An 18,749-nucleotide genomic window follows, 5' to 3' on the forward strand; every position below is an offset into this window, starting at 1 on the left:
CGCCGCCGTGTTATGCACAATATATGCGCAGCAGGGCGAGGGTTCAAACGCCGCCTTCCCAGCGGCCCGGCACAGAGAGCAGCGGGGAACGGCGAGGCCCTCAGCTAAGCGCCGAAGGTACCGCCGTTTCCCGCCACAGCACCCTGTCTCAGTACGAGCGCGGCAGCCCGAGCACCTGCTGCGAGATGTAATTCCGCACCATCTCCTGCGAGAACGGCGCGTTGCGCAGCAACCGGACCTCGCGCCACAACCGCTCCACGTGGTACTCCTTCGCATACGCATAGCCGCCCAGCGTCGAGAACGCCCGGTCGCACGCCTCGAAACCGCCCTCGGCGCCCAGATACTTCGCCGCGGCCGCCTCCGGCCCGCACGGCTTGCCCTCGTCGAACAGCCGCGCAGCCCGCATGACCATGCCCTCGGCGGCCTCCAGCCGGATCCACGAATCCGCCAGCGGGTGGGCGACCGCCTGGTTCTGCCCGATCGGACGGTCGAACACCACCCGGTTCTTGGCGTACTCCGATGCGATGTCCAGCGCCGCCCGGCCGAGGCCGATGCCTTCCATGCCGACCACGATGCGCTCCGGGTTCAGCCCGTCCAACAGGTAGTAGAAGCCCTTGTCCACCTCGCCGACCAGCCGGTCCTCGGGCACGAACAGGTCGTCGATGAACAGTTCGTTCGTGTCGATCGCCGCGCGGCCCAGCTTCTCGATCTCCCGGACCGCGATCGCGTCGCGGTCCATGTCCGCCAAGAACAGCGACATGCCGTAGAGCGGCTTGTCCTCCCGCCGCGGCGAGGTGCGGGCCAGCAGCAGGATCTTCTGCGCGTTCTGCGCATTGGTGATGAAGACCTTCTTGCCGTTGACCTTCCAGCCGCCCTCGACCTTGGTCGCCTTCGTCTTGATCCGCGACGTGTCCACCCCGGCGTCCGGCTCGGTCACGCCGAACGCCATCAGCAGCTCGCCCGCCGCCAGCTTGGGCAGGTACTCCCGCTTCATCTCCTCCGAGCCGTATTTCACGACCGGGGCGGGCGGGAACACGTAGAAGTGGATCGCCGAACCACCGGCCATCCCGGCGCCCGACGCCGAGATCTCCCCCATCATCACCGCGGCCTCTTCCAGGCCGAGGCCGATGCCGCCGTACTCCTCCGGGATCATCGCGCCCAGCCAGCCGCCCGCGGCGAACGCCTTCACGAACTCCCACGGGTACTGGTGATTGCGGTCCTTGTCCAGCCAGTAGTCGTGGTCGAACTTCCGGGCCAGCTCCCGCGTCGCCTTCCGGACGATCTCGACATTGCTTTCCGGGTCGGTCATTGCGCGTTCTCCTCCGCGAGTACTGGGATGTCTTCCAGCGGCGTGGCCGGGTCCAGCGACGACAGGTCGCCGACCGGCGCCCCGACGAACCGCGCCCGGATGGCGCGCCGCATGATCTTGCCGTTCTTGGTCTTGGGCAGCGTCGGCACGACGTACAGCTGCGGGGCGAACGACTTCCCCGCGTTTTCGAGCGCGGTCGCCGCCAGGTCGCCGCGGTCGGCCCCCGGTGCGCGCAGCACCGCGAACGCCACCGCCCGCTGGCCGCGCAGTGCGTCCGGGGCGCCGATCACGGCCACCTCGGCGATCCGCTCGTCGCGCAGCAGCGCAGCCTCGATCTCGGCCGGACCGACACGCCGCCCGGCCAGCTTGAGCGTGTCGTCGGAGCGGCCGTGGATCCGCCATTGGCCGTGCTCGTCCACACTGGACAGGTCGCCGTGCACCCAGATGCCGTCGAACCGCGCCCAGTAGGTCTCGAGGTAGCGCTCGCGGTCGTGCCAGAACGCGTGCGTCATGCCGGGGAAAGTGTTGCGCACCGCCAGTTCGCCGATCGCGCCGACGACCGGCTGCCCGGCGTCGTCGAGCACCACTGCGTCCACTCCGGGCAGCGGACCGGTGAACGCCGCAGCTTCGCCCGGCAGGAACGGATAACCGACGATCAGCCCGCCGCCGACCTCGGTGCCGCCGCTGTAGTTGACGATCGGCACCCGGCGCTTGCCGACCTGGTCGAACAGCCACCACCAGGTCGGCTCGTCCCACGCCTCTCCGGTGGAGACGAACGACCGCAGCGTGGCCAGCGCGTGCTCCGGCTTCTCCTGCGCGGCGCGCAACGCACGGGCCGCGGTCGGCGCGATCCCTTGCACGGTAACGCCGTTGCGCTCGACGACGTCCCACATCCGGTCGGGGGCGGGATGCGTCGGCAGGCCTTCGATCATCACGATGGTCGCGCCGAGCTGCAGCGGTCCGGTCATCAGCATCGGACCGACGAGCCAGCCGAGATCGGTGATCCAGCAGACGACGTCGTCGGCGTGCACGTCGAACCCGTAGGCGAAATCGACCGCGGTCTTCACCGCGAATCCGCCGTGGGAGTGCACGATCCCCTTCGGCCGGCCGGTCGTGCCCGAGGTGTAGACGACGGTGAGCGGGTCGTTCGCCTCGGTCGACGCGGTGTCCACCGGCGCGGGCGACGGATCCAGCTCGTCGTAATAGACGTCGCGGCCAGGCCGCATCGCCACGTCGGTCCCGAGGTGGCGGACCACGACGACGGTGCGCACGGACGGCGCGTCCGCCAGCGCCGCGTCGGCGACCGGTTTCAGCGGGACTTCCTTGCCCCGCCGGGTGGTCCCGTCCGCGGTGATCAGCGCGACCGCTTCCGAATCCTGCAACCGGGTGGCGAGCGCGTCGGCCGCGTAGCCGCTGAACGTCGGGACCGCGATCGCGCCGAGCATCGCGATCGCGAGGAACGCCACGACCGCCTCGGGCACGACCGGCATGAACAACACGACCCGATCGCCTCGCGCGACGCCGGCGACGGCCAGGTTCGCGGCGAACCGGCGCACCTGCTCGTCCAGTTCGCCGAAGGTCAGCGTGCGCCGCTGCCCGGAATCGCCCTCGTAGACCACCGCGGTCTTGCCGGCGAGTTCGCCGCGGGCGTGGCGGTGCGCGCACAGTTCGGCGACGTTGATCCGGCCGCCGGGGAACCAGCGGGGAAACGGCTTTCCTTCGGATTCGTCGAGCACCCGGGCGAACGGTTCAGCGAAGGCGACGTCGAGGTCGTCGACGACGGCGCGCCAGAACCACTCCGGGTCGGCGATCGCCCGCCGGTTCACCTCCGCGACGCCCGCCGCGTCGGCGGACGCTCCCCACTTCCGCACGGCGGCGAGGTACCTGCTGCGGTCCCGCACCTCCCGCGGCGGCGTCCAGGCAGGGCCTGCTGCGTCCTCGGCCATGGCCACTTCCTTTCCCGAACCGCTGCTCAGGCCTGTGCGGCTGCCTGGTCGGCGGACCGCTTGAGCATCAGACCGGCGCGCAGGGCGTCGCACACGATCTCGTCGCGCTGGTTGATCCCGAGGTGCCGGAACATGACGATGCCGGAATCGCCGCGGCTCTTGGACTCGCGCTTGCTGACGATCTCGGTGCGCACGTGGATGGTGTCGCCGTGGAACACCGGTTTGGGGAAGGTGATCTTCTCGAAACCGAGGTTGCCCAGCGTGGTGCCCTGCGTCGTCTCCGGCACCGTCACCCCGGACACGAGGCCGAGGATGAACAAGCTGTTCACCAGGCGCTGGCCGTAGATGCTGTTCTTGCTGTACTCGGCGTCGAGGTGCAGCGGAGCCAGGTTCAGCGTCATGACGCTGAACAGCGTGTTGTCGGCCTCGGTGACCGTGCGGCGGGTCGGGTGGTCGATGACCATCCCCGGTTCGAACTCCTCGAAGTACAGGCCTGCCATCCGGTGTCCTCTCCCCGCCGCGCTGGTCGCGGCGCCTTTAGTCACGGTTGATGTGCCGCCGGGCCTCGGACCGGTTGCTCGGCCGCGCCCCGCCTCATTGAATATAAAATATATACTCTGCGAGTTGACCCGTCCAGCCGCGAGGTGAATATCATATATTCTGCGTACTCCCCCGACGGCGCGGGAGACGAGGAGGAGCCCATGTCCGAGGACCAGCAGCTCGCCGCGCGGCCCGGCCCGGTCACCTTCCGCACCGCGGACCTCGACACGGCCCGCGAGCAGGTGACGCGAACCTTCGCGAGCCACGAGGTGCACGTGGCCGACCGCGCGGGAATGCGGTTCCGGCTCGATCTCGCGCCGTCCCCGCATCTCACGATCGGGCGGATGGCCTACGGGGCGGACACGACGATCGTCGGCCCGCCGATGCGGTTGTGCTACCACGTGAACCTGCCCGCCACCGGCACCAGCACGGTGGAGCAGCACGGCGTCCGCCGCAGTTTCGCCGCAGGCGAGGCGGGCGTCGCTTTCGTGCCGCAGTCCCCGGTGCTGGTGCAGTGGAGCGCGGACTCCTGGCAGTACCACGTCAAGCTGCCCAAGGATCTGCTCGAGGCGCACGCGGCGAAGCTGATCGGGCAGCCGATCCGCGAAGAGATCGACTTCGACCTGACCTTTTCGCTCCGTTCGCCCGCCGCGCAGGCGTTTCTCGCGACCGTGAGCTTCCTGTACGCGGAACTGAACCGGGACGGAGGCCTGGCGACGGTTCCGGCCGCGTGCCACGAGTTCGAGTCGGCGCTGATGACCCAGCTGCTGCTGACCCTGCCCAGCCGGCTCAGCGACCGGCTGCACAGCCGCCCCGCGCACACCCGGGGTTCCCGCATCCGCGAGATCGTCGACTACCTCGACCGGCACCCCGAGGAGACCGTCACCACCGCCGACCTGGCCGCCATGGCCTCGATCAGCCCGCGAGCCCTGCAAGCGGGTTTCCGCGAGGAGGTCGGGAAATCGCCGATGGCCTACCTGCGCGCCGTCCGGCTGGACCGAGTGCACCGGGAACTGCTCTCCGGCGGCCCCGACTCAGTCACCGATGTCGCGGCGCGCTGGGGCTTCTTCCATCCCGGACGATTCGCGCACCAGTACCGCGAACGGTTCGGGGTGCTGCCGTCGGCAACCGCCCGCCGGTGCGGCTGACGGCTTCCGGGGCTCAGGCCGACTGTTCGCGAGGCTCGGCGGACGCGGTCCACGCCGTCAGCAGCCGGTCCAGGTCCAGCACCCCGGCGTCGGGCGCGGACGGTTCGCGCGGCGGAGTACGGCTGAAGCGCGGGGCGGGCCGCGGGTGGAGCACACCGCCGACGCGCTCGAATACGTGCCGTTCGGCGTTGTGCGGATGCTCGGCCGCTTCGTCGAAAGTGAGCACCGGCGTGACGCAAGCGTCGGTGCCCGCGTAGATCCGGGCCCATTCGTCGCGGTCCTTCCCGGCGAGCGCCGCCGCGATGAGCGTGCGCAGCCGGGGCCATCCCGCACGGTCGTCCTGGTCCGGCCAGCCGCTCGGATCGACGCCGAGCCGGGAGACGAACTCGCGGTAGAAATCAGGCTCCAGCGCGCCGACCGCGACGTACCGGCCGTCCGCGCAGCGGTAGGTGTCGTAGAACGGAGCGCCGGAGTCGAGGTAGTTCGTGCCGGGTTCGTCGGAGTACCGGCCGGCCGCCCGCAAGCCTTGGAGCTTGGCGGTCAGCAACGCGACGCCGTCGATCATCGCCGCGTCGAGCACCTGGCCCCGGCCCGACGTGCGGGCTTCCAGCAGCGCGCTCACGATGCCGAAGGCCGCGACGAGGCCTCCGCCGGCGTAGTCGCCAAGCAGGTTGATCGGCGGCCGCGGCGCCTCCCCTGCCCGGGCCATCGCGTGCAGCGCACCGGTTTGCGCGACGTAGTTGATGTCGTGGCCGGCCTGCTGCGCGAGCGGACCCGACTGGCCGTATCCGGTGAGCCGCGCGTAGACCAGCGCGGGGTTCCCGGCCAGCAGGACCTCCGGCCCGAGCCCGAGCCGCTCCGCGACACCCGGGCGGTAACCCTCGACGAACACGTCGGCCGCTTCGCCGAGCCGCCGCACCGCGCGAACGCCCTCCGGAGACTTGAGATCGGCCTCGACCGTTCTGACGCCCCGGTTGGCGAGATCGTGGCGGGCGGCCATGCCCTCGGTCTGGCCGAGCGCCCGGCCCCGCCGGCGCGCCGGTCGCGTCACACGCACGACTTCCGCGCCCAAGTCGGCCAGCAGCATGCTCGCGAACGGCGTCGGGCCCATCCCGGCGAGCACCGCCGCCCGTACTCCGGCCAGCGGTCCGGTCCGGGCCGTCTCGGTGGTCACTAGTGCACCCTCTTTCGCGCAGGCCCGCTAAGGGGGCTTGTGGTAGGAACTAGGCGGAAGCCGGGGTGACGGCCTTCAGTGGTCGCCCTTCGTGGGCCTCGATGACACTGCCGCCCCCGGCTTCCCCGGAACCGCGGATCGATGACAGAGGGACGCGCCATAGAGCGCCGGTTAGTGACCACTCGACCATCGGTTCCCTCGCCTCCGTCTGGTGCCTGCCTCATGGTGCGAACAGAGAGGCGACGGGGTTGTCGCTGGAAGATGGGCCGTTGTTCTTCGTCGGGATCGACTGGGCTGCCGCCGAGCACGCTGTGTGCGTGCTTGACCAGACCGGGAAAAAGGTCGCCGCGTTCACCGTCGAGCACACCGCCGCCGGGTTCGCCCGGCTGGCCGCCCGGTTGGGCAGGCTCGGTGACATCGAGCGGGTGCCAGTGGCCATCGAACGCCCCGACGGCCGTCTGGTGGACGCGCTGCTGGAGGCCGGGCACCCTGTGCTGCCGGTCAAACCCAACGCGATCAAGACCTGGCGGGAATCCGAGGTCCTCTCCGGCGCGAAATCCGACCCCGGCGACGCCGAGGTGATCGCCGACTATCTGCGGGTCCGCTTCCACCGCCTGCGCCCGGCCGAGCCCCTGTCCAGCCATACCAAGGCCCTGCGCACCGTGGTCCGCACCCGCGGCGACCTGGTCGACGCCCGGGTCGCGGCCACCAACCAGCTCGCGGCGCTGCTGGACGTGCACTGGCCCGGAGCCAAGGCCATCTTCGCCAACATCGAGTCCGCGATCGCCTTGGCGTTTCTGACCGCCTATCCCACCGCCGCAGCGGCTGCCGGTCTGACGGAGAAGCGCCTGGCCGCGTTCTGCGCCCAGCAGGGCTACTCCGGAAAGAAACCCGCCGCCATGCTGCTGGCCCGGCTGCGCTCGGTGCCGGCTGGAACGCTCGATCCCGTTGTTTCCCAAGGCATCCGCGATGCCGTGCTCGCTCAAGTCACCGTCATCGCCGCGCTCAACACCGCGATCAAGAACCTGGACCGCTCCATCAACAAGACGATGGATACCCACCCCGACGGCGAGATCTTCCGCTCCTTCCCCCGCGCGGGCACGATCAACGCCGGCCAGATCCTGGCCGAATGGGGCGATGCCCGCGCCGCGTTCGACCACCCCGATGCCATCGCCGCGCTGGCCGGGATCACTCCGGTCACCAAGGCATCGGGCAAACAACGAGGCGTGTCGTTCCGCTGGGCATGCAACAAACGCCTGCGCCAGGCGATCACGACCTTCGCCGCGAACTCCCGCTTCGCCAGTCCCTGGGCCGCCGACATCTATAACAGGGCACGAGCCTCGGGCAAAGATCACCCGCACGCCACCCACATCCTGGCCCGAGCCTGGGTACGGGTCATGTGGCGCTGCTGGCAAAACGGCACACCCTACGATCCGACTCTGCACGGTGGCGCCCAACAGACCACCGAACAGCAGCTCGCTGCCTGATTTCGATCTGCAGGTTGACACAGGGGGTGTCATCGGCGCTCCTCGGCAGTCGCAAGAATCACGGCAGAGATAATTAAATATTATATACTAGGGGTCGGCCCAGGCAAGGGCGTTGCCCCGTCGCGAGCGGTCAGTTCGCCCAGAACCCTTGCCGCTCCAGCAAAGCCACCGCGCGCTCGCTTCCGTCCGCGAAGTGCTTTTCCACGAGCGTCCGCGCCCGGGCGCCCGAACGGCTGCTCAGCGCGCGCAGGATCCGCCGGTGGTCGTCAGCCGCCTTGTCCGGCCAGTCCGGATGCGCCTCGTAGAACCCGTGCGACACGGTCTTCACCAGGATCGCCAGGATCGAGACCAGCCGGCGCGAGCCCGAGGCGTGGTTGATCCGGCGATGGAACTCGAAGTTCAGCCGTTCCAGCTCCGCCCGATCCGGCTCCTGTTCCATCCGGTCGGCGAGATCTTCCAGCGCCTGAAGGCTTGCCGGCGACAGATTCTTCGCCGCTCGTTCGGCGGCCAGTCCGGACACGAGGCCGAATACGCGGTAGTGGTCGCGGATGTCGTCGCGGGTCAACTGCGCGACGAACGCGCCGCGGCGGGCGATGTGCTCCACCACGCCCTCGTGGTCGAGCGTGATCAACGCTTCGCGGATCGGGAGTTTGCTGATGCCGAGTTCGGCGGCGAGCGCGTCCTGGTCGATCTTCGCCCCGGCGCGCAGCTGGCCGGAGAAGACCCGCCGCCGGATCTCCTGGGCGGCCATCGCCTTGAGGTTCGCCGGGCCGGCGCGGCGCGGTACGGCACTCGCGGTTTCGGGCATCGCCACGACTCTCTCCGATCCGTGCGTCGGCGACTGTATCGGATGAAGTATTACACGACCGGGGCAAGCCCAGGCGGGCTCGTCACCACTGTGACGACGAGGGCGGCCAGCATCGGAAAAGCACCTTGAGCTGGTAAGCAAGTCCGGCAAGAGATCGTCTCCGACTCACTCGGCGGTGTGAGCCATTCGATGATTTCTGATAAAGTATTTCCTGTGTCGGCGGTCTGGGTCATAGTGGACGGCATGGCAGCAGCGGTTACCCCCGAGGACTTCCGGCCGATCCTGGACCTGGTGCGCGACTTCGTCCGAGCGAAGGTCGTTCCGCGCGAGCAGGAGATCATGGACGGCAACGCCATCCCCGAGGACCTGCGGACGCAGGCGGCGGAGATGGGCCTGTTCGGCTACGCGATCCCGCAGGAGTGGGGCGGGCTCGGGCTCGACCTGACCCAGGACGTCGAGCTGGCGATGGAGTTCGGCTACACGTCGCTGGCGCTGCGGTCGATGTTCGGCACGAACAACGGCATCGCCGGGCAGGTGCTGGTCGGGTTCGGCACCGACGAGCAGAAGAGCCAGTGGCTGGAGCGCATCGCCACCGGCGAAGTCGTCGCGTCGTTCGCGTTGACTGAGCCGGGTGCCGGGTCCAACCCGGCCGGACTGCGCACCAAAGCCGTGCGCGACGGGGACGAGTGGGTGCTCGACGGGCAGAAACGCTTCATCACCAACGCTCCCCTGGCGGACCTGTTCGTCGTGTTCGCCCGCACCCGGCCGGCGGACGAGACCGGGCCGGGCATCGCCGTGTTCCTCGTGCCCGCAGACACTCCGGGGCTGGAGGTCGGGCCCAAGGACAAGAAGATGGGCCAGGAAGGCGCCTGGACCGCGGACGTCACGTTCAACGGCGTCCGGGTGCCCGCGTCCGCGCTCGTGGGCGGGAACGAGGACGACGGGTACCGCGCCGCGATGACGTCGCTGGCGCGCGGCCGGGTGCACATCGCCGCGCTCGCTGTCGGTTCCGCGCAGCGTGCGCTGGACGAGTCTGTCGCCTACGCCGCTTCGGCGACGCAGGGCGGTCAGGCGATCGGCGATTTCCAGCTGGTGCAAGCGATGCTGGCCGATCAGCAGACCGGGGTGATGGCCGGGCGCGCGCTGGTGCGGGAGACCGCGGCGCGGTATGTGTCCGGTGAGGACCGGCGGATCGGGCCGTCGGCGGCGAAGCTGTACTGCACGGAGATGGCGGGCAAGGTCGCCGATCTCGCGGTGCAGATCCACGGCGGCACCGGCTACATGCGCGACGTGCCGGTCGAGCGGATCTACCGCGACATCCGGCTGCTGCGGCTTTACGAAGGCACCAGCGAAATCCAGCGCCTCATCATCGGCGGCGGTCTCGTCCGCCAAGCCAAGAAGGCGCAGAAATGACCAGCCGCGCGGCGACGCGGGCACAGGAAGCGACCACCCTCCTGTTCGTCCCGGGCGACCGCCCCGAGCGCTTCGGCAAGGCCGTGGCCTCGGGGGCGAGCCTGGTCGTGCTCGATCTGGAGGACGCCGTCGCGCCGGAGCGCAAGGTGTACGCGCGGGAACAGGTCGTCGCGTGGCTCGAGGAGAACCCCGAGTGCGCGGTGCGGGTCAACGCCGCCGGCACCGCCTGGCACGACGAAGACCTCGCCGCGCTCAGGCGGCGCCGGTGCACCGTGATGCTGCCGAAAGCCGAACCGGTCACGACGCGTGCCGCGGGCGAACAGCTCGGCGTCCTGCCGGTGGTGATCGCACTGGTCGAAACCGCGCGCGGGGTGCTGGACGCGCGGGAGACCGCGACCGTCCCGAATGTGCAGCGCCTCGCGTTCGGCAGCTTCGATCTCGCCGCGGAACTCGGCGCGGATCCGGCCGACCGGGACGCGTTCGTCGCGGCGCGGGGCGCGCTCGTGCTCGCTTCCGCCGCAGCGGGACTGCCCGGGCCGATCGACGGCGTCACCGCGGATCTGGACAACGAGCTGCACCTCACCGACGAAGTCCACTACGCACGACGGCTCGGATTCGCCGGAAAGCTGTGCGTGCACCCGAAACAAGTCCCCGTCGCCGCCGCGGCGCTGCGGCCGACGCGCGAGGAAATCCGCTGGGCGCAGTCGATCCTCGACGCCGGTGCGGACGGCGCGGTCGCGGTGAACGGGCAGATGGTCGACAAGCCAGTGCTGGAACGCGCCCAGCGCGTCCTCCGGCAGGCACGAGAAGGGAACGGGCGATGACGCTCACCGACGACGAACAGCAGATGGTCGCCCTGGTCGCGGAATTCGTGGACGAACGGGTCCGCCCCCGCGTCCGCGAATTCGAGGCCGACGACATCTACCCGGCCGAGTTCATCGACGAGATGAAGAAACTCGGCTTCTTCGGACTGCTGGCTCCGGCCGAATACGGCGGGGTCGACGTCAGCACCGCCTGTTTCGCCCGCGTCACCGAAGAACTCGCCCGCGGCTGGATGAGCCTGGCGGGCGCGATCGGCGGGCACTCGGTCATCACTTATCTCATCAAAACCTTCGGCACGCCGGAGCAGCGCGAGAAGTACCTGCCCGCGATGGCCGAGGGACGGATCCGGGCGACCATGGCGCTGACCGAGCCCGGCGGCGGCAGCGACCTGCAGGCCATGCGCACTCACGCCGTGCCGACTGTTGGCGGTTATACGATCACCGGGTCGAAGACCTGGATCTCCAACGCCGCGCACTCCGGCCTGATCGGGCTGCTGTGCATCACCGACCGCGACGCCTCCCCCGCCCACCGCGGAATGAGCGTCCTGCTGGTCGAACCCGGCGACGGACTCACCATCTCCAAGAAACTCCCCAAACTCGGCTACCGCGGGGTCGAAGCCTGCGAACTCGTCTTCGACGGCCAGAAAGTGCCCGCGGACGCGGTTCTCGGCGGCGAGCCGAACCAGGGCTGGTCGCACATGATGCGCGGCCTAGAAGTCGGCCGCATCCAGGTCGCCTCCCGCGCGCTGGGGGTCGGGCAGGCCGCGTTGAACGACGCCGTCCGCTACGCCCAGGAACGCGAATCCTTCGGCAAACCCATCTGGAAACACCAATCCGTCGGCAACCTCCTCGCCGACATGGCCACCAAAATGCGCGCCGCCCGGCTGCTCACCCTCGACGCCGCCGAAAAACTCGACGCGGGCGAACGGGCCGACATGGAAGCCGGGATGGCGAAACTGTTCGCGTCCGAGACCGCGATGCAGGTCGCGCTCGACGCCATCCGCGTCCACGGCGGCTACGGCTACTCCCGCGAATACGACGTCGAACGGTATTTCCGTGACGCCCCCTTGATGATCGTCGGCGAAGGCACCAACGAAATCCAGCGCAACGTCATCGCCGCCCAGCTCGTCGCCCGCAACAAGATCTGAGGAACCCCATGACTCTGCTCACCGGCCGGACCGCCGTCATCACGGGAGCCGCCCAAGGCATCGGACTCGCCATCGCCGAACTGTTCGCCGCCCACGGAGCGCGAGTAGTGATCGGCGACCTGGACGCCGACGCCGCCGAGAAAGCCGCGCACAGCCTCAACGGCGACGCCATCGGCGTCCGCTGCGACGTCGCCACAGCATCCGATGTGGACGCTCTCCTGACCGCCGCTGCCGACGCGTTTTCCCCGGTCGACGTGTTCGTCAACAACGCGGGCATCACCCGCGACGCGACCATGCGCACCATGACCGAGGACGACTTCGACCAGGTCATCTCCGTGCACCTCAAAGGAACCTGGAACGGCACCCGCAAGGCCGCCGCGATCATGCGCGAACGCAAGAGCGGCGCGATCGTCAACCTCTCCTCGCTCTCGGGCAAGGTCGGCATGGTCGGCCAGACGAACTACTCCGCCGCCAAAGCCGGGATCGTCGGACTCACCAAAGCCGCCGCCAAGGAAATGGCCCACCACGGCGTCCGGGTCAACGCCATCCAGCCCGGACTCATCCGCACCGCCATGACCGAAGCCATGCCCCAGAAAGCCTGGGACCAGAAAATGGCCGAGATCCCGATGCGCCGCGCGGGCGAGGTCGGCGAAATCGCCTCCGTCGCGCTGTTCCTCGCCTCCGACCTGTCCTCCTACATGACCGGCACCGTCCTCGAAGTAACCGGCGGGCGATTCATGTGACCGGCTGGGAACCCCATGCCGTCACGACCGCGGAGCTGGTCGACCCGGCCCCGGTCGCGGCGTTGGCCGCACTGTTCGACAACGGCCTGCCGGCGCCGCAGCCGGGCGACGACCTGCCGCCGCTGTGGCATTGGGTCGCACTCCCCCGCTGGCCGGTCTCCTCCGAACTCGGTTCCGACGGACACCCCGCCCGCGGCACGTTCCTTCCGCCGATCGACCTGCCCCGGCGGATGTTCGCCGGCGGCGAGGTGACCATGCACCGGCCGCCGAAGATCGGCGAGACGGTCACCCGTCGGTCCATTGTGGACTCCGTAACCGAGAAATCCGGCCGCTCCGGGCACCTGGTGATCGTCGTGGTGCGGACCGTTCTGTCCGGTGTGGACGGTGCGCCGCTCGTCGAGGAACGGCAGGACCTCATCTACCGCGAAGCAGGCACGACCGCCTCCGAGGCAGCCCCGGCGCCAGCCGACCTCGCCGGTGCCCCGTTCCGCCGCAGCGAAGACGGCTGGGATTTCGCCACCGACCCCACCCTGCTGATGCGCTTCTCCGCCGCCACCGCGAACGCCCACCGCATCCACTACGACTGGCCCTACGCGACCCGGACCGAGGGCTATCCCGGCCTGGTCGTGCACGGGCCGTTGATGTCGCTCGCACTGGCCGAGGTGCTGCGCCTGGACTCCCCCGCCGCGCGAGTGACCCGACTGGCGCACCGGAACTTGGCGCCGTTGTTCTGCGGCCAGCCCGCGCACCTGCGCACCGAACCGCGTCCCGGCGGCGCGACGCTGACTCTCGTCGGTCCTGCGGGACCGTGCACCAGCCTCGAAGCCGACTACCCCGAGGAAGGCACTCCCCATGCGTGACGCCGTCATCTGCGAACCCGTCCGAACCCCGATCGGCCGCTTCGGCGGTGCGCTCAAAAGCGTGCCCGCCGCCGACCTCGGCACGATCGCGCTCAAGGGCTTGCTGGAACGCACCGGACTGCCCGCCGACGCGATCGACGACGTCATCCTCGGCCACTGCTACCCCAGCGCCGAAGCCCCCGCCATCGGCCGCGTCGTCGCCCTCGACGCCGGGCTGCCGGTCACCGTGCCCGGCATGCAGGTCGACCGCCGCTGCGGGTCCGGCTTGCAGTCGGTGCTCCTGGCCGCGCTGCAGGTGCAGGCGGGGGCGAGCGAGCTGATCGTCGCGGGCGGTGCGGAAAGCATGTCCAACACCGTCTTCTACGCCAACGACCTCCGCTGGGGAGCGGGCGGAGCGGGCGTCCACCTCCACGACTCCCTCACCCGCGGGCGCCAAACCCCCGGCGGCAAGCACTACCCGGTACCCGGCGGCATGCTCGAAACCGCCGAAAACCTGCGGCGGCAGTACAGCATCAGCCGCGAAGAACAAGACCGGCTCGCCGCCGAATCGCACCGACGGGCCGTCGCCGCACAGCAATCCGGGGTCTTCGCCGAGGAGATCATCCCGGTGCCGGTCGAGACGCGGAAGGGCACCGTCGTCGTGGACACCGACGAACACCCCCGGCCCGACACCACCGTCGAAACGCTCGCCAAGCTGCGACCGGTACTGGGCAAACAGGACCCGGAAGCGACGGTCACCGCGGGCAACGCCAGCGGCCAGAACGACGCCGCCGCCGTCTGCATCGTCACCACCCGCGAACGCGCCGACCAACTCGGCCTCCGCCCCCTCGTCCGGCTCGTGTCCCACGGCGTCGCCGGGGTCGAGCCGAAGGTGATGGGCATCGGCCCGGTGCCCGCCTCCGCGCTCGCACTCGAACGCGCCGGGCTCAAGATCTCCGACATCGACCTCATCGAACTCAACGAAGCGTTCGCCGCACAGGCCCTGGCCTGCACCCGCGAATGGGGTTTCGGCGACAAGGATTTCGACCGGCTCAACGTCCACGGCTCCGGAATCTCCCTCGGCCACCCCGTCGGAGCCACCGGCACCCGCATCCTCGCCACCATGGCCCGCGAAATGCAGCGCCGCGAAGCACGCTACGGACTCGAAACCATGTGCATCGGCGGCGGACAAGGCCTCGCCGCGGTCTTCGAGCGGGTAACCGCATGACCCGCGTATTCAGCTCAGCCGACGAAGTCCGGGCCGCGATCGGCGAGGAAATCGGGCCGACCGACTGGTTCGCCGTGGACCAGGCGCGGATCGACGCGTTCGCCGAAGCCACCGGCGACCGGCAGTGGATCCACACCGATCCCGAGCGGGCCGCGAACGGGCCGTTCGGGTCGACGATCGCGCACGGCTTCCTGACCCTGTCGCTGATTCCGTTCTTCAGCGCGCAGCTGGTCCGGCTCGACTTCGGGTCCGCGCGGATCAACTACGGGCTGGGCAAAGTCCGCTTCCCGTCCCCGGTCCCGGTCGGGTCACGGCTGCGCGCCCGTGCGACGTTCGCCGAGGCGAAAGACAGTGCCGCCGGGGTCACCGTCACCACGCGGTACACCGTGGAACTCGAAGGCGCGGCGAAGCCGGCGTGTGTCGCCGAAACCTTGGTGGTCGTGGCCGGATGACCGAGTTCTGCCGCCTCGACGAAGCCGTCGCCCGCCATGTCCGCGAGGGCGACGCGCTGCACGTCATCCTGGGACACAGCCGCTGGAGCGCGCTCGTGCGCGAGATCGCACGGCAGCACTGGCACCGGCCGTCGCGGTTCACGCTGATCATGGCCAGCCTCTCGTCGCTCGGCGCGGTGCTGTTCCGCTCCGGGTGCCTGGAGAAGGTCGTGACTGTCTACTCGGGAGACTCGTTTCCCGTGTTCACGCCGAATCCGGTGTTCCAGCAGTCCTATTCGGACGGTTCGGTCGAGGTCGAGAACTGGTCGTTCCTCAGCTACATCCAAGGCCTGCGCGCCGCCGCCACCGGCGTGCCCGCAGTCGTCACGGGCTCGGTGCGCGATTCGTCAATGGCCGAAAACCCCGGCTACGCGGAGGTCGACACCCCCTTCGGCCGGGTCGGCCTGGTCGCGCCGCTCACCCCGGACGTCGCGATCGTGCACGCCGCGGTCGCCGACCGACAGGGCAACCTGGCGATCGCACCGCCGATGTTCGAAGGCTCGATCGGCGCGTTCGCCGCCCGGCGCGGAGTGCTGGCGACGGTGGAGAAAGTCGTCGACGACCTGCGCCCGTGGGCGTCGTTCGTCCGCATCCCGGCGCACCGGGTGCTGGCCGTGGTCGAGGCTCCGTTCGGCGCCCATCCCGGCGGCGTCTTCCCCGGCACCGAGGGCGCGCGGCTGCCGGTCGACGGCTACGCCGAGGACGTCGAGTTCTGGATCGCGGCGCGGGAAGCGAGCCGTTCGGCGGACTTCGACGACTGGATCCGCGAATGGATCCTCGTCGACCACGACACCTACCTGGCGAAACTCGGCGAAGCGCGGCTCGCCGGCCTGACCCGCACGCTCGGGCAGCCGACTCCGCCGACCGGCCGCGGCGAACACACCGGGCCAGTGACGCGTCCGGAACGGGCGGCGACCTGGCTCGCCGCGCTCGTCCGGTCCCGGATCGCCGAAACCCGAGCCGACGGCGTGCTCGCCGGAGCCGGGCTGGCGAACCTCGCCGCCTGGGTAGCCGTCGAACAAGCGAAAGCCGACGGGCACGAGGTCGCGCTGGCGGCCGAACTCGGGCTCTGGGACTACTCCCCGACGCCCGGCGACCCGTTCATCTTCAGCTTCGCCAACTTCCCGTCGTCCTCGATGCTGCTCGACACCGAACAGGCGCTGGGGAATCTCGTCAACGGCCCCGCGACGCGCTCGATCGCCTGCGTCGGCGCGGCGGAAATCGACCGTCACGGCAACATCAACACCACCCGCATCGCCGGCGGCCCGTATCTCGTCGGTTCCGGCGGCGGGAACGACGTCGTGACCGGCGCCGACGAGACGTACGTCGTCGGGACGATGAGCCCGCGGCGGTTCATCGAAAACTGCAGCTACGTCACCAGCCCCGGCGCACGGGTGCGGGCAGTGGTCACCGATCTCGGCATCCTGACCCAGCGCGAAGGCGAACTCGTGCTCACCGCGATCGCGCCCGGTCCGGAGCCGCTGGCCGAACGCGTCGAGCACGTCCGGTCGCGGTGCGGCTGGGACCTCACCGTCGCCGACGACCTGCGCGAACTGCCCGAGGTGACCGAAGAAGACGTACGACAGCTGCGAAAGTACGACCGCGAGGGCTTGTTCCTCCGCGACGGCAAGAAGGGAGCGGCATGAGCCGCTACGCACGATTCGAGAACCTGCGGATCGACGGACCGGACGAGGACGGCGTCCTCGAACTGGTCCTCGACGCCCCGAATCTCAACGCGGTGAGCGAAGCCGCGCACGCCGATCTCGCCGACGTCTGGCGCGAATTCGACCGCGACCCTTCGGTGAAAGCCGTTCTGCTGCGCGGCGAAGGCAAGGGATTCTCCGCGGGCGGGTCGTTCGACCTGGTCGAGAAGCTGGCCACCGACTTCGAAGCGCGCTCCCGCACCATGAGGGAGGCGCGGGACCTGGTCTACAACGTGATCGACTGCTCGAAGCCGATTGTCTCGGCGATCCACGGCCCCGCCGTCGGCGCCGGGCTCGTCGCCGGAGTGCTCGCGGACGTCTCCGTGGTCACCGCCAACGCGAAGATCATCGACGGCCACACGCGCCTCGGCGTCGCGGCAGGCGACCACGCCGCGGTGTGCTGGCCGCTGCTGTGCGGCATGGCCAAAGCGAAGTACTACCTGATGACCTGCCGACCGCTCAACGGCGCCGAAGCCGAACGGATCGGCCTGGTGTCGCTGTGTGTGGACGAGGAAGCCGACCTGCTGCCCACCGCCCGAGAGATCGCGCACGAACTGGCGAACGGCGCGCCCACCGCGATCCGGTGGACCAAGCAGAGCCTCAACCTCTGGTACCGCCAGCTCGCCGGTGCCATCTTCGACTCCTCGCTGGCCTTGGAGTTCTACGGCTTCGGCGGGCCCGAGGTGCACGAAGGCCTCGCCTCGCACCGCGAACGCCGCAAGCCGGACTTCTCCCGGGTGCACGACGCATGAACCCCGCACTGCTGGCAGGGCTGCGGGTCGTCGAGCTGTCCGCCTACGTCGCGACCCCGCTGTGCGGGCTCACCCTCGCCCAGCTCGGCGCGGACGTGATCCGCGTCGAACCGCTCGGCGGCGCCGCCGACCGCACCCGCTGGCCGCTCTCTGACTCCGGAACCAGCCTCTACTGGTCCGGCCTGAACAAGGGCAAACGCGCGATCGCCGTCGACCTGGAGTCCGAAGTGGACCGCCGCCGGGTCGCCGACCTGATCGTCGACGGCGGCCCGTGCGTGGTCGTCACCAACACCGAACGACACGCCGACCTCGGCTACGAAGCGCTGAGCGAGCGGCGACCGGACCTCATCCACGTCCTGCTCACCGGCCGAGCCGACGGCGGCGCCGCGGTCGACTACACCGTCCAGGCCGCCACCGGCTTCCCGCTGCTCACCGGCACCGACTCCGCGCCGGTCAACCACGTGGTGCCCGCGTGGGACGTCTGCGCCGGGCTGTATCTCGCGGTCGGGCTGCTGGCCGCCGAACGGCACCGCCAGGTCACCGGCCGCGGCCGGTCGATCCGGGTCGCGCTGGAAGACGTCGCCCTCGCCACCGCCGGGAACCTCGGCTACCTCGCCGAAGCACAGCTCACCGGCCACGAGCGGACGAAGTCGGGCAACGACGTCTACGGCACCTACGGCCACGATTTCGAGACCGCCGACGGCGTCCGGGTGATGATCGTGCTGCTCACCGAACGGCACTGGGCGAAAATGCTCGCCGCGACCGGATTGTCGGCCGCCTTCGCCGGATTGGCCGAGGCGCTGGGAATCTCGTTCGCCACCGAGTCCGACCGCTACCGGCACCGCGACGTGATCACGCCGCTGCTCGCGAGGTGGTTCGGGCGGACGCCGTACGCCGAAGCGGCGGAAACGCTGACACGGCACCGGATTCTGTGGGAGCGCTACCGCAGTTTCGCCGAACTCGGCCGCGACGGCGGGGCCGCGCTGCGCGAACTGGCGCTGTTCGGAGAGGTCGACCAGCCCGGCGCGGGCCCGCACCAGGCGCCGAAGTCGCCGATCCAAGTGGACGGGGCCCGGCTCGCCCCGTGCCCCGCGCCGGAAGTCGGGCAGCACAACGACGAAGTGCTGCCGACGCCCGCCGAAAACTGACGACGCTGTCCGCGGCCGCCTCCTTCCTCTGACATATAAAATGTTATATTT

The 18,749-nt window shown here is 69.8% G+C and carries 17 protein-coding genes; 12 read left to right on the forward strand and 5 right to left on the reverse strand.

Going from position 1 to position 18,749, the window contains the following annotated elements; translation table 11 throughout:
* Positions 1-148 precede the first annotated feature (148 nt).
* From ACWDNU_RS00905 to ACWDNU_RS00915, 3 genes are read right to left on the reverse strand one after another with little or no spacing between them, the layout of a single operon-like run.
* Positions 149-1,309: an acyl-CoA dehydrogenase family protein gene (locus tag ACWDNU_RS00905; protein WP_449667171.1), complete on the reverse strand. Its 1,161-nt coding sequence runs from the start codon at positions 1,307-1,309 to the stop codon at positions 149-151.
* On the reverse strand, positions 1,306-3,255 hold the full coding sequence (locus ACWDNU_RS00910) for an AMP-binding protein (RefSeq protein ID WP_449667172.1): 1,950 nt from the start codon (positions 3,253-3,255) through the stop codon (positions 1,306-1,308). The genes ACWDNU_RS00905 and ACWDNU_RS00910 overlap by 4 nt, the downstream gene beginning before the upstream one ends.
* A 26-nt stretch (positions 3,256-3,281) precedes the next feature.
* Entirely contained in the window at positions 3,282-3,755 is a 474-nt protein-coding gene (locus tag ACWDNU_RS00915) for a MaoC family dehydratase (RefSeq protein WP_093574833.1), read from the reverse strand.
* A gap of 201 nt (positions 3,756-3,956) precedes the next feature.
* On the opposite strand from ACWDNU_RS00915, the gene ACWDNU_RS00920 reads away from it, so the two are divergent.
* Positions 3,957-4,943: an AraC family transcriptional regulator gene (locus ACWDNU_RS00920; RefSeq protein ID WP_370937497.1), complete on the forward strand. Its 987-nt coding sequence runs from the start codon at positions 3,957-3,959 to the stop codon at positions 4,941-4,943.
* Between the two features lie 13 nt (positions 4,944-4,956).
* On the opposite strand, the gene ACWDNU_RS00925 is transcribed toward ACWDNU_RS00920, so the two are convergent.
* Entirely contained in the window at positions 4,957-6,117 is a 1,161-nt protein-coding gene (locus ACWDNU_RS00925; RefSeq protein WP_449667173.1) for a CaiB/BaiF CoA transferase family protein, read from the reverse strand.
* A 248-nt stretch (positions 6,118-6,365) separates the two neighbouring features.
* Between ACWDNU_RS00925 and ACWDNU_RS00930 the strand changes: the two genes are divergently transcribed.
* Positions 6,366-7,604: an IS110 family transposase gene (locus ACWDNU_RS00930; RefSeq protein WP_449667174.1), complete on the forward strand. Its 1,239-nt coding sequence runs from the start codon at positions 6,366-6,368 to the stop codon at positions 7,602-7,604.
* A gap of 130 nt (positions 7,605-7,734) precedes the next feature.
* On the opposite strand, the gene ACWDNU_RS00935 is transcribed toward ACWDNU_RS00930, so the two are convergent.
* On the reverse strand, positions 7,735-8,412 hold the full coding sequence (locus ACWDNU_RS00935) for a GntR family transcriptional regulator (RefSeq protein WP_449667175.1): 678 nt from the start codon (positions 8,410-8,412) through the stop codon (positions 7,735-7,737).
* A 243-nt stretch (positions 8,413-8,655) separates the two neighbouring features.
* Here ACWDNU_RS00935 and ACWDNU_RS00940 point away from each other — a divergent pair, with 243 nt between their 5' ends.
* The 10 genes from ACWDNU_RS00940 to ACWDNU_RS00985 are packed head-to-tail and all read left to right on the forward strand — an operon-like array spanning position 8,656 to position 18,698.
* The gene (locus tag ACWDNU_RS00940; protein WP_449667176.1) at positions 8,656-9,825 is read left to right on the forward strand and encodes an acyl-CoA dehydrogenase family protein; all 1,170 of its coding nucleotides are present in this window, start codon (positions 8,656-8,658) and stop codon (positions 9,823-9,825) included.
* Positions 9,822-10,649: an HpcH/HpaI aldolase/citrate lyase family protein gene (locus ACWDNU_RS00945; RefSeq protein WP_449667177.1), complete on the forward strand. Its 828-nt coding sequence runs from the start codon at positions 9,822-9,824 to the stop codon at positions 10,647-10,649. The genes ACWDNU_RS00940 and ACWDNU_RS00945 overlap by 4 nt, the downstream gene beginning before the upstream one ends.
* A complete protein-coding gene (locus ACWDNU_RS00950; RefSeq protein ID WP_449667178.1) occupies positions 10,646-11,794 on the forward strand; it encodes an acyl-CoA dehydrogenase family protein in 1,149 nt (382 codons plus the stop codon). Before ACWDNU_RS00945 ends, ACWDNU_RS00950 begins: the two co-directional genes overlap by 4 nt.
* Positions 11,795-11,802: 8 nt before the next feature.
* A complete protein-coding gene (fabG, locus tag ACWDNU_RS00955) occupies positions 11,803-12,537 on the forward strand; it encodes a 3-oxoacyl-ACP reductase FabG (protein ID WP_449667179.1) in 735 nt (244 codons plus the stop codon).
* A complete protein-coding gene (locus ACWDNU_RS00960) occupies positions 12,534-13,397 on the forward strand; it encodes an FAS1-like dehydratase domain-containing protein (RefSeq protein WP_449667180.1) in 864 nt (287 codons plus the stop codon). The genes fabG and ACWDNU_RS00960 overlap by 4 nt, the downstream gene beginning before the upstream one ends.
* Positions 13,390-14,604 carry an acetyl-CoA C-acetyltransferase gene (locus ACWDNU_RS00965; protein WP_449667181.1) on the forward strand — a complete coding sequence of 405 codons (1,215 nt, stop codon included), beginning with the start codon at positions 13,390-13,392 and terminating at the stop codon, positions 14,602-14,604. The genes ACWDNU_RS00960 and ACWDNU_RS00965 overlap by 8 nt, the downstream gene beginning before the upstream one ends.
* Positions 14,601-15,056, forward strand: coding sequence for a MaoC family dehydratase (locus ACWDNU_RS00970; protein ID WP_449667182.1), 456 nt, complete (start codon positions 14,601-14,603; stop codon positions 15,054-15,056). The genes ACWDNU_RS00965 and ACWDNU_RS00970 overlap by 4 nt, the downstream gene beginning before the upstream one ends.
* Complete coding sequence (locus ACWDNU_RS00975) at positions 15,053-16,741, forward strand: CoA-transferase (RefSeq protein ID WP_449667183.1); 1,689 nt, start codon at positions 15,053-15,055, stop codon at positions 16,739-16,741. The genes ACWDNU_RS00970 and ACWDNU_RS00975 overlap by 4 nt, the downstream gene beginning before the upstream one ends.
* On the forward strand, positions 16,738-17,550 hold the full coding sequence (locus ACWDNU_RS00980) for an enoyl-CoA hydratase/isomerase family protein (protein WP_344273614.1): 813 nt from the start codon (positions 16,738-16,740) through the stop codon (positions 17,548-17,550). The genes ACWDNU_RS00975 and ACWDNU_RS00980 overlap by 4 nt, the downstream gene beginning before the upstream one ends.
* Positions 17,547-18,698 (forward strand): CoA transferase, encoded by a 1,152-nt coding sequence (locus tag ACWDNU_RS00985; RefSeq protein WP_449667184.1) that lies wholly within the window; start codon positions 17,547-17,549, stop codon positions 18,696-18,698. Before ACWDNU_RS00980 ends, ACWDNU_RS00985 begins: the two co-directional genes overlap by 4 nt.
* Positions 18,699-18,749 lie beyond the last annotated feature (51 nt).

The sequence above is a fragment of the Amycolatopsis sp. NPDC003676 genome (genome assembly GCF_053587275.1).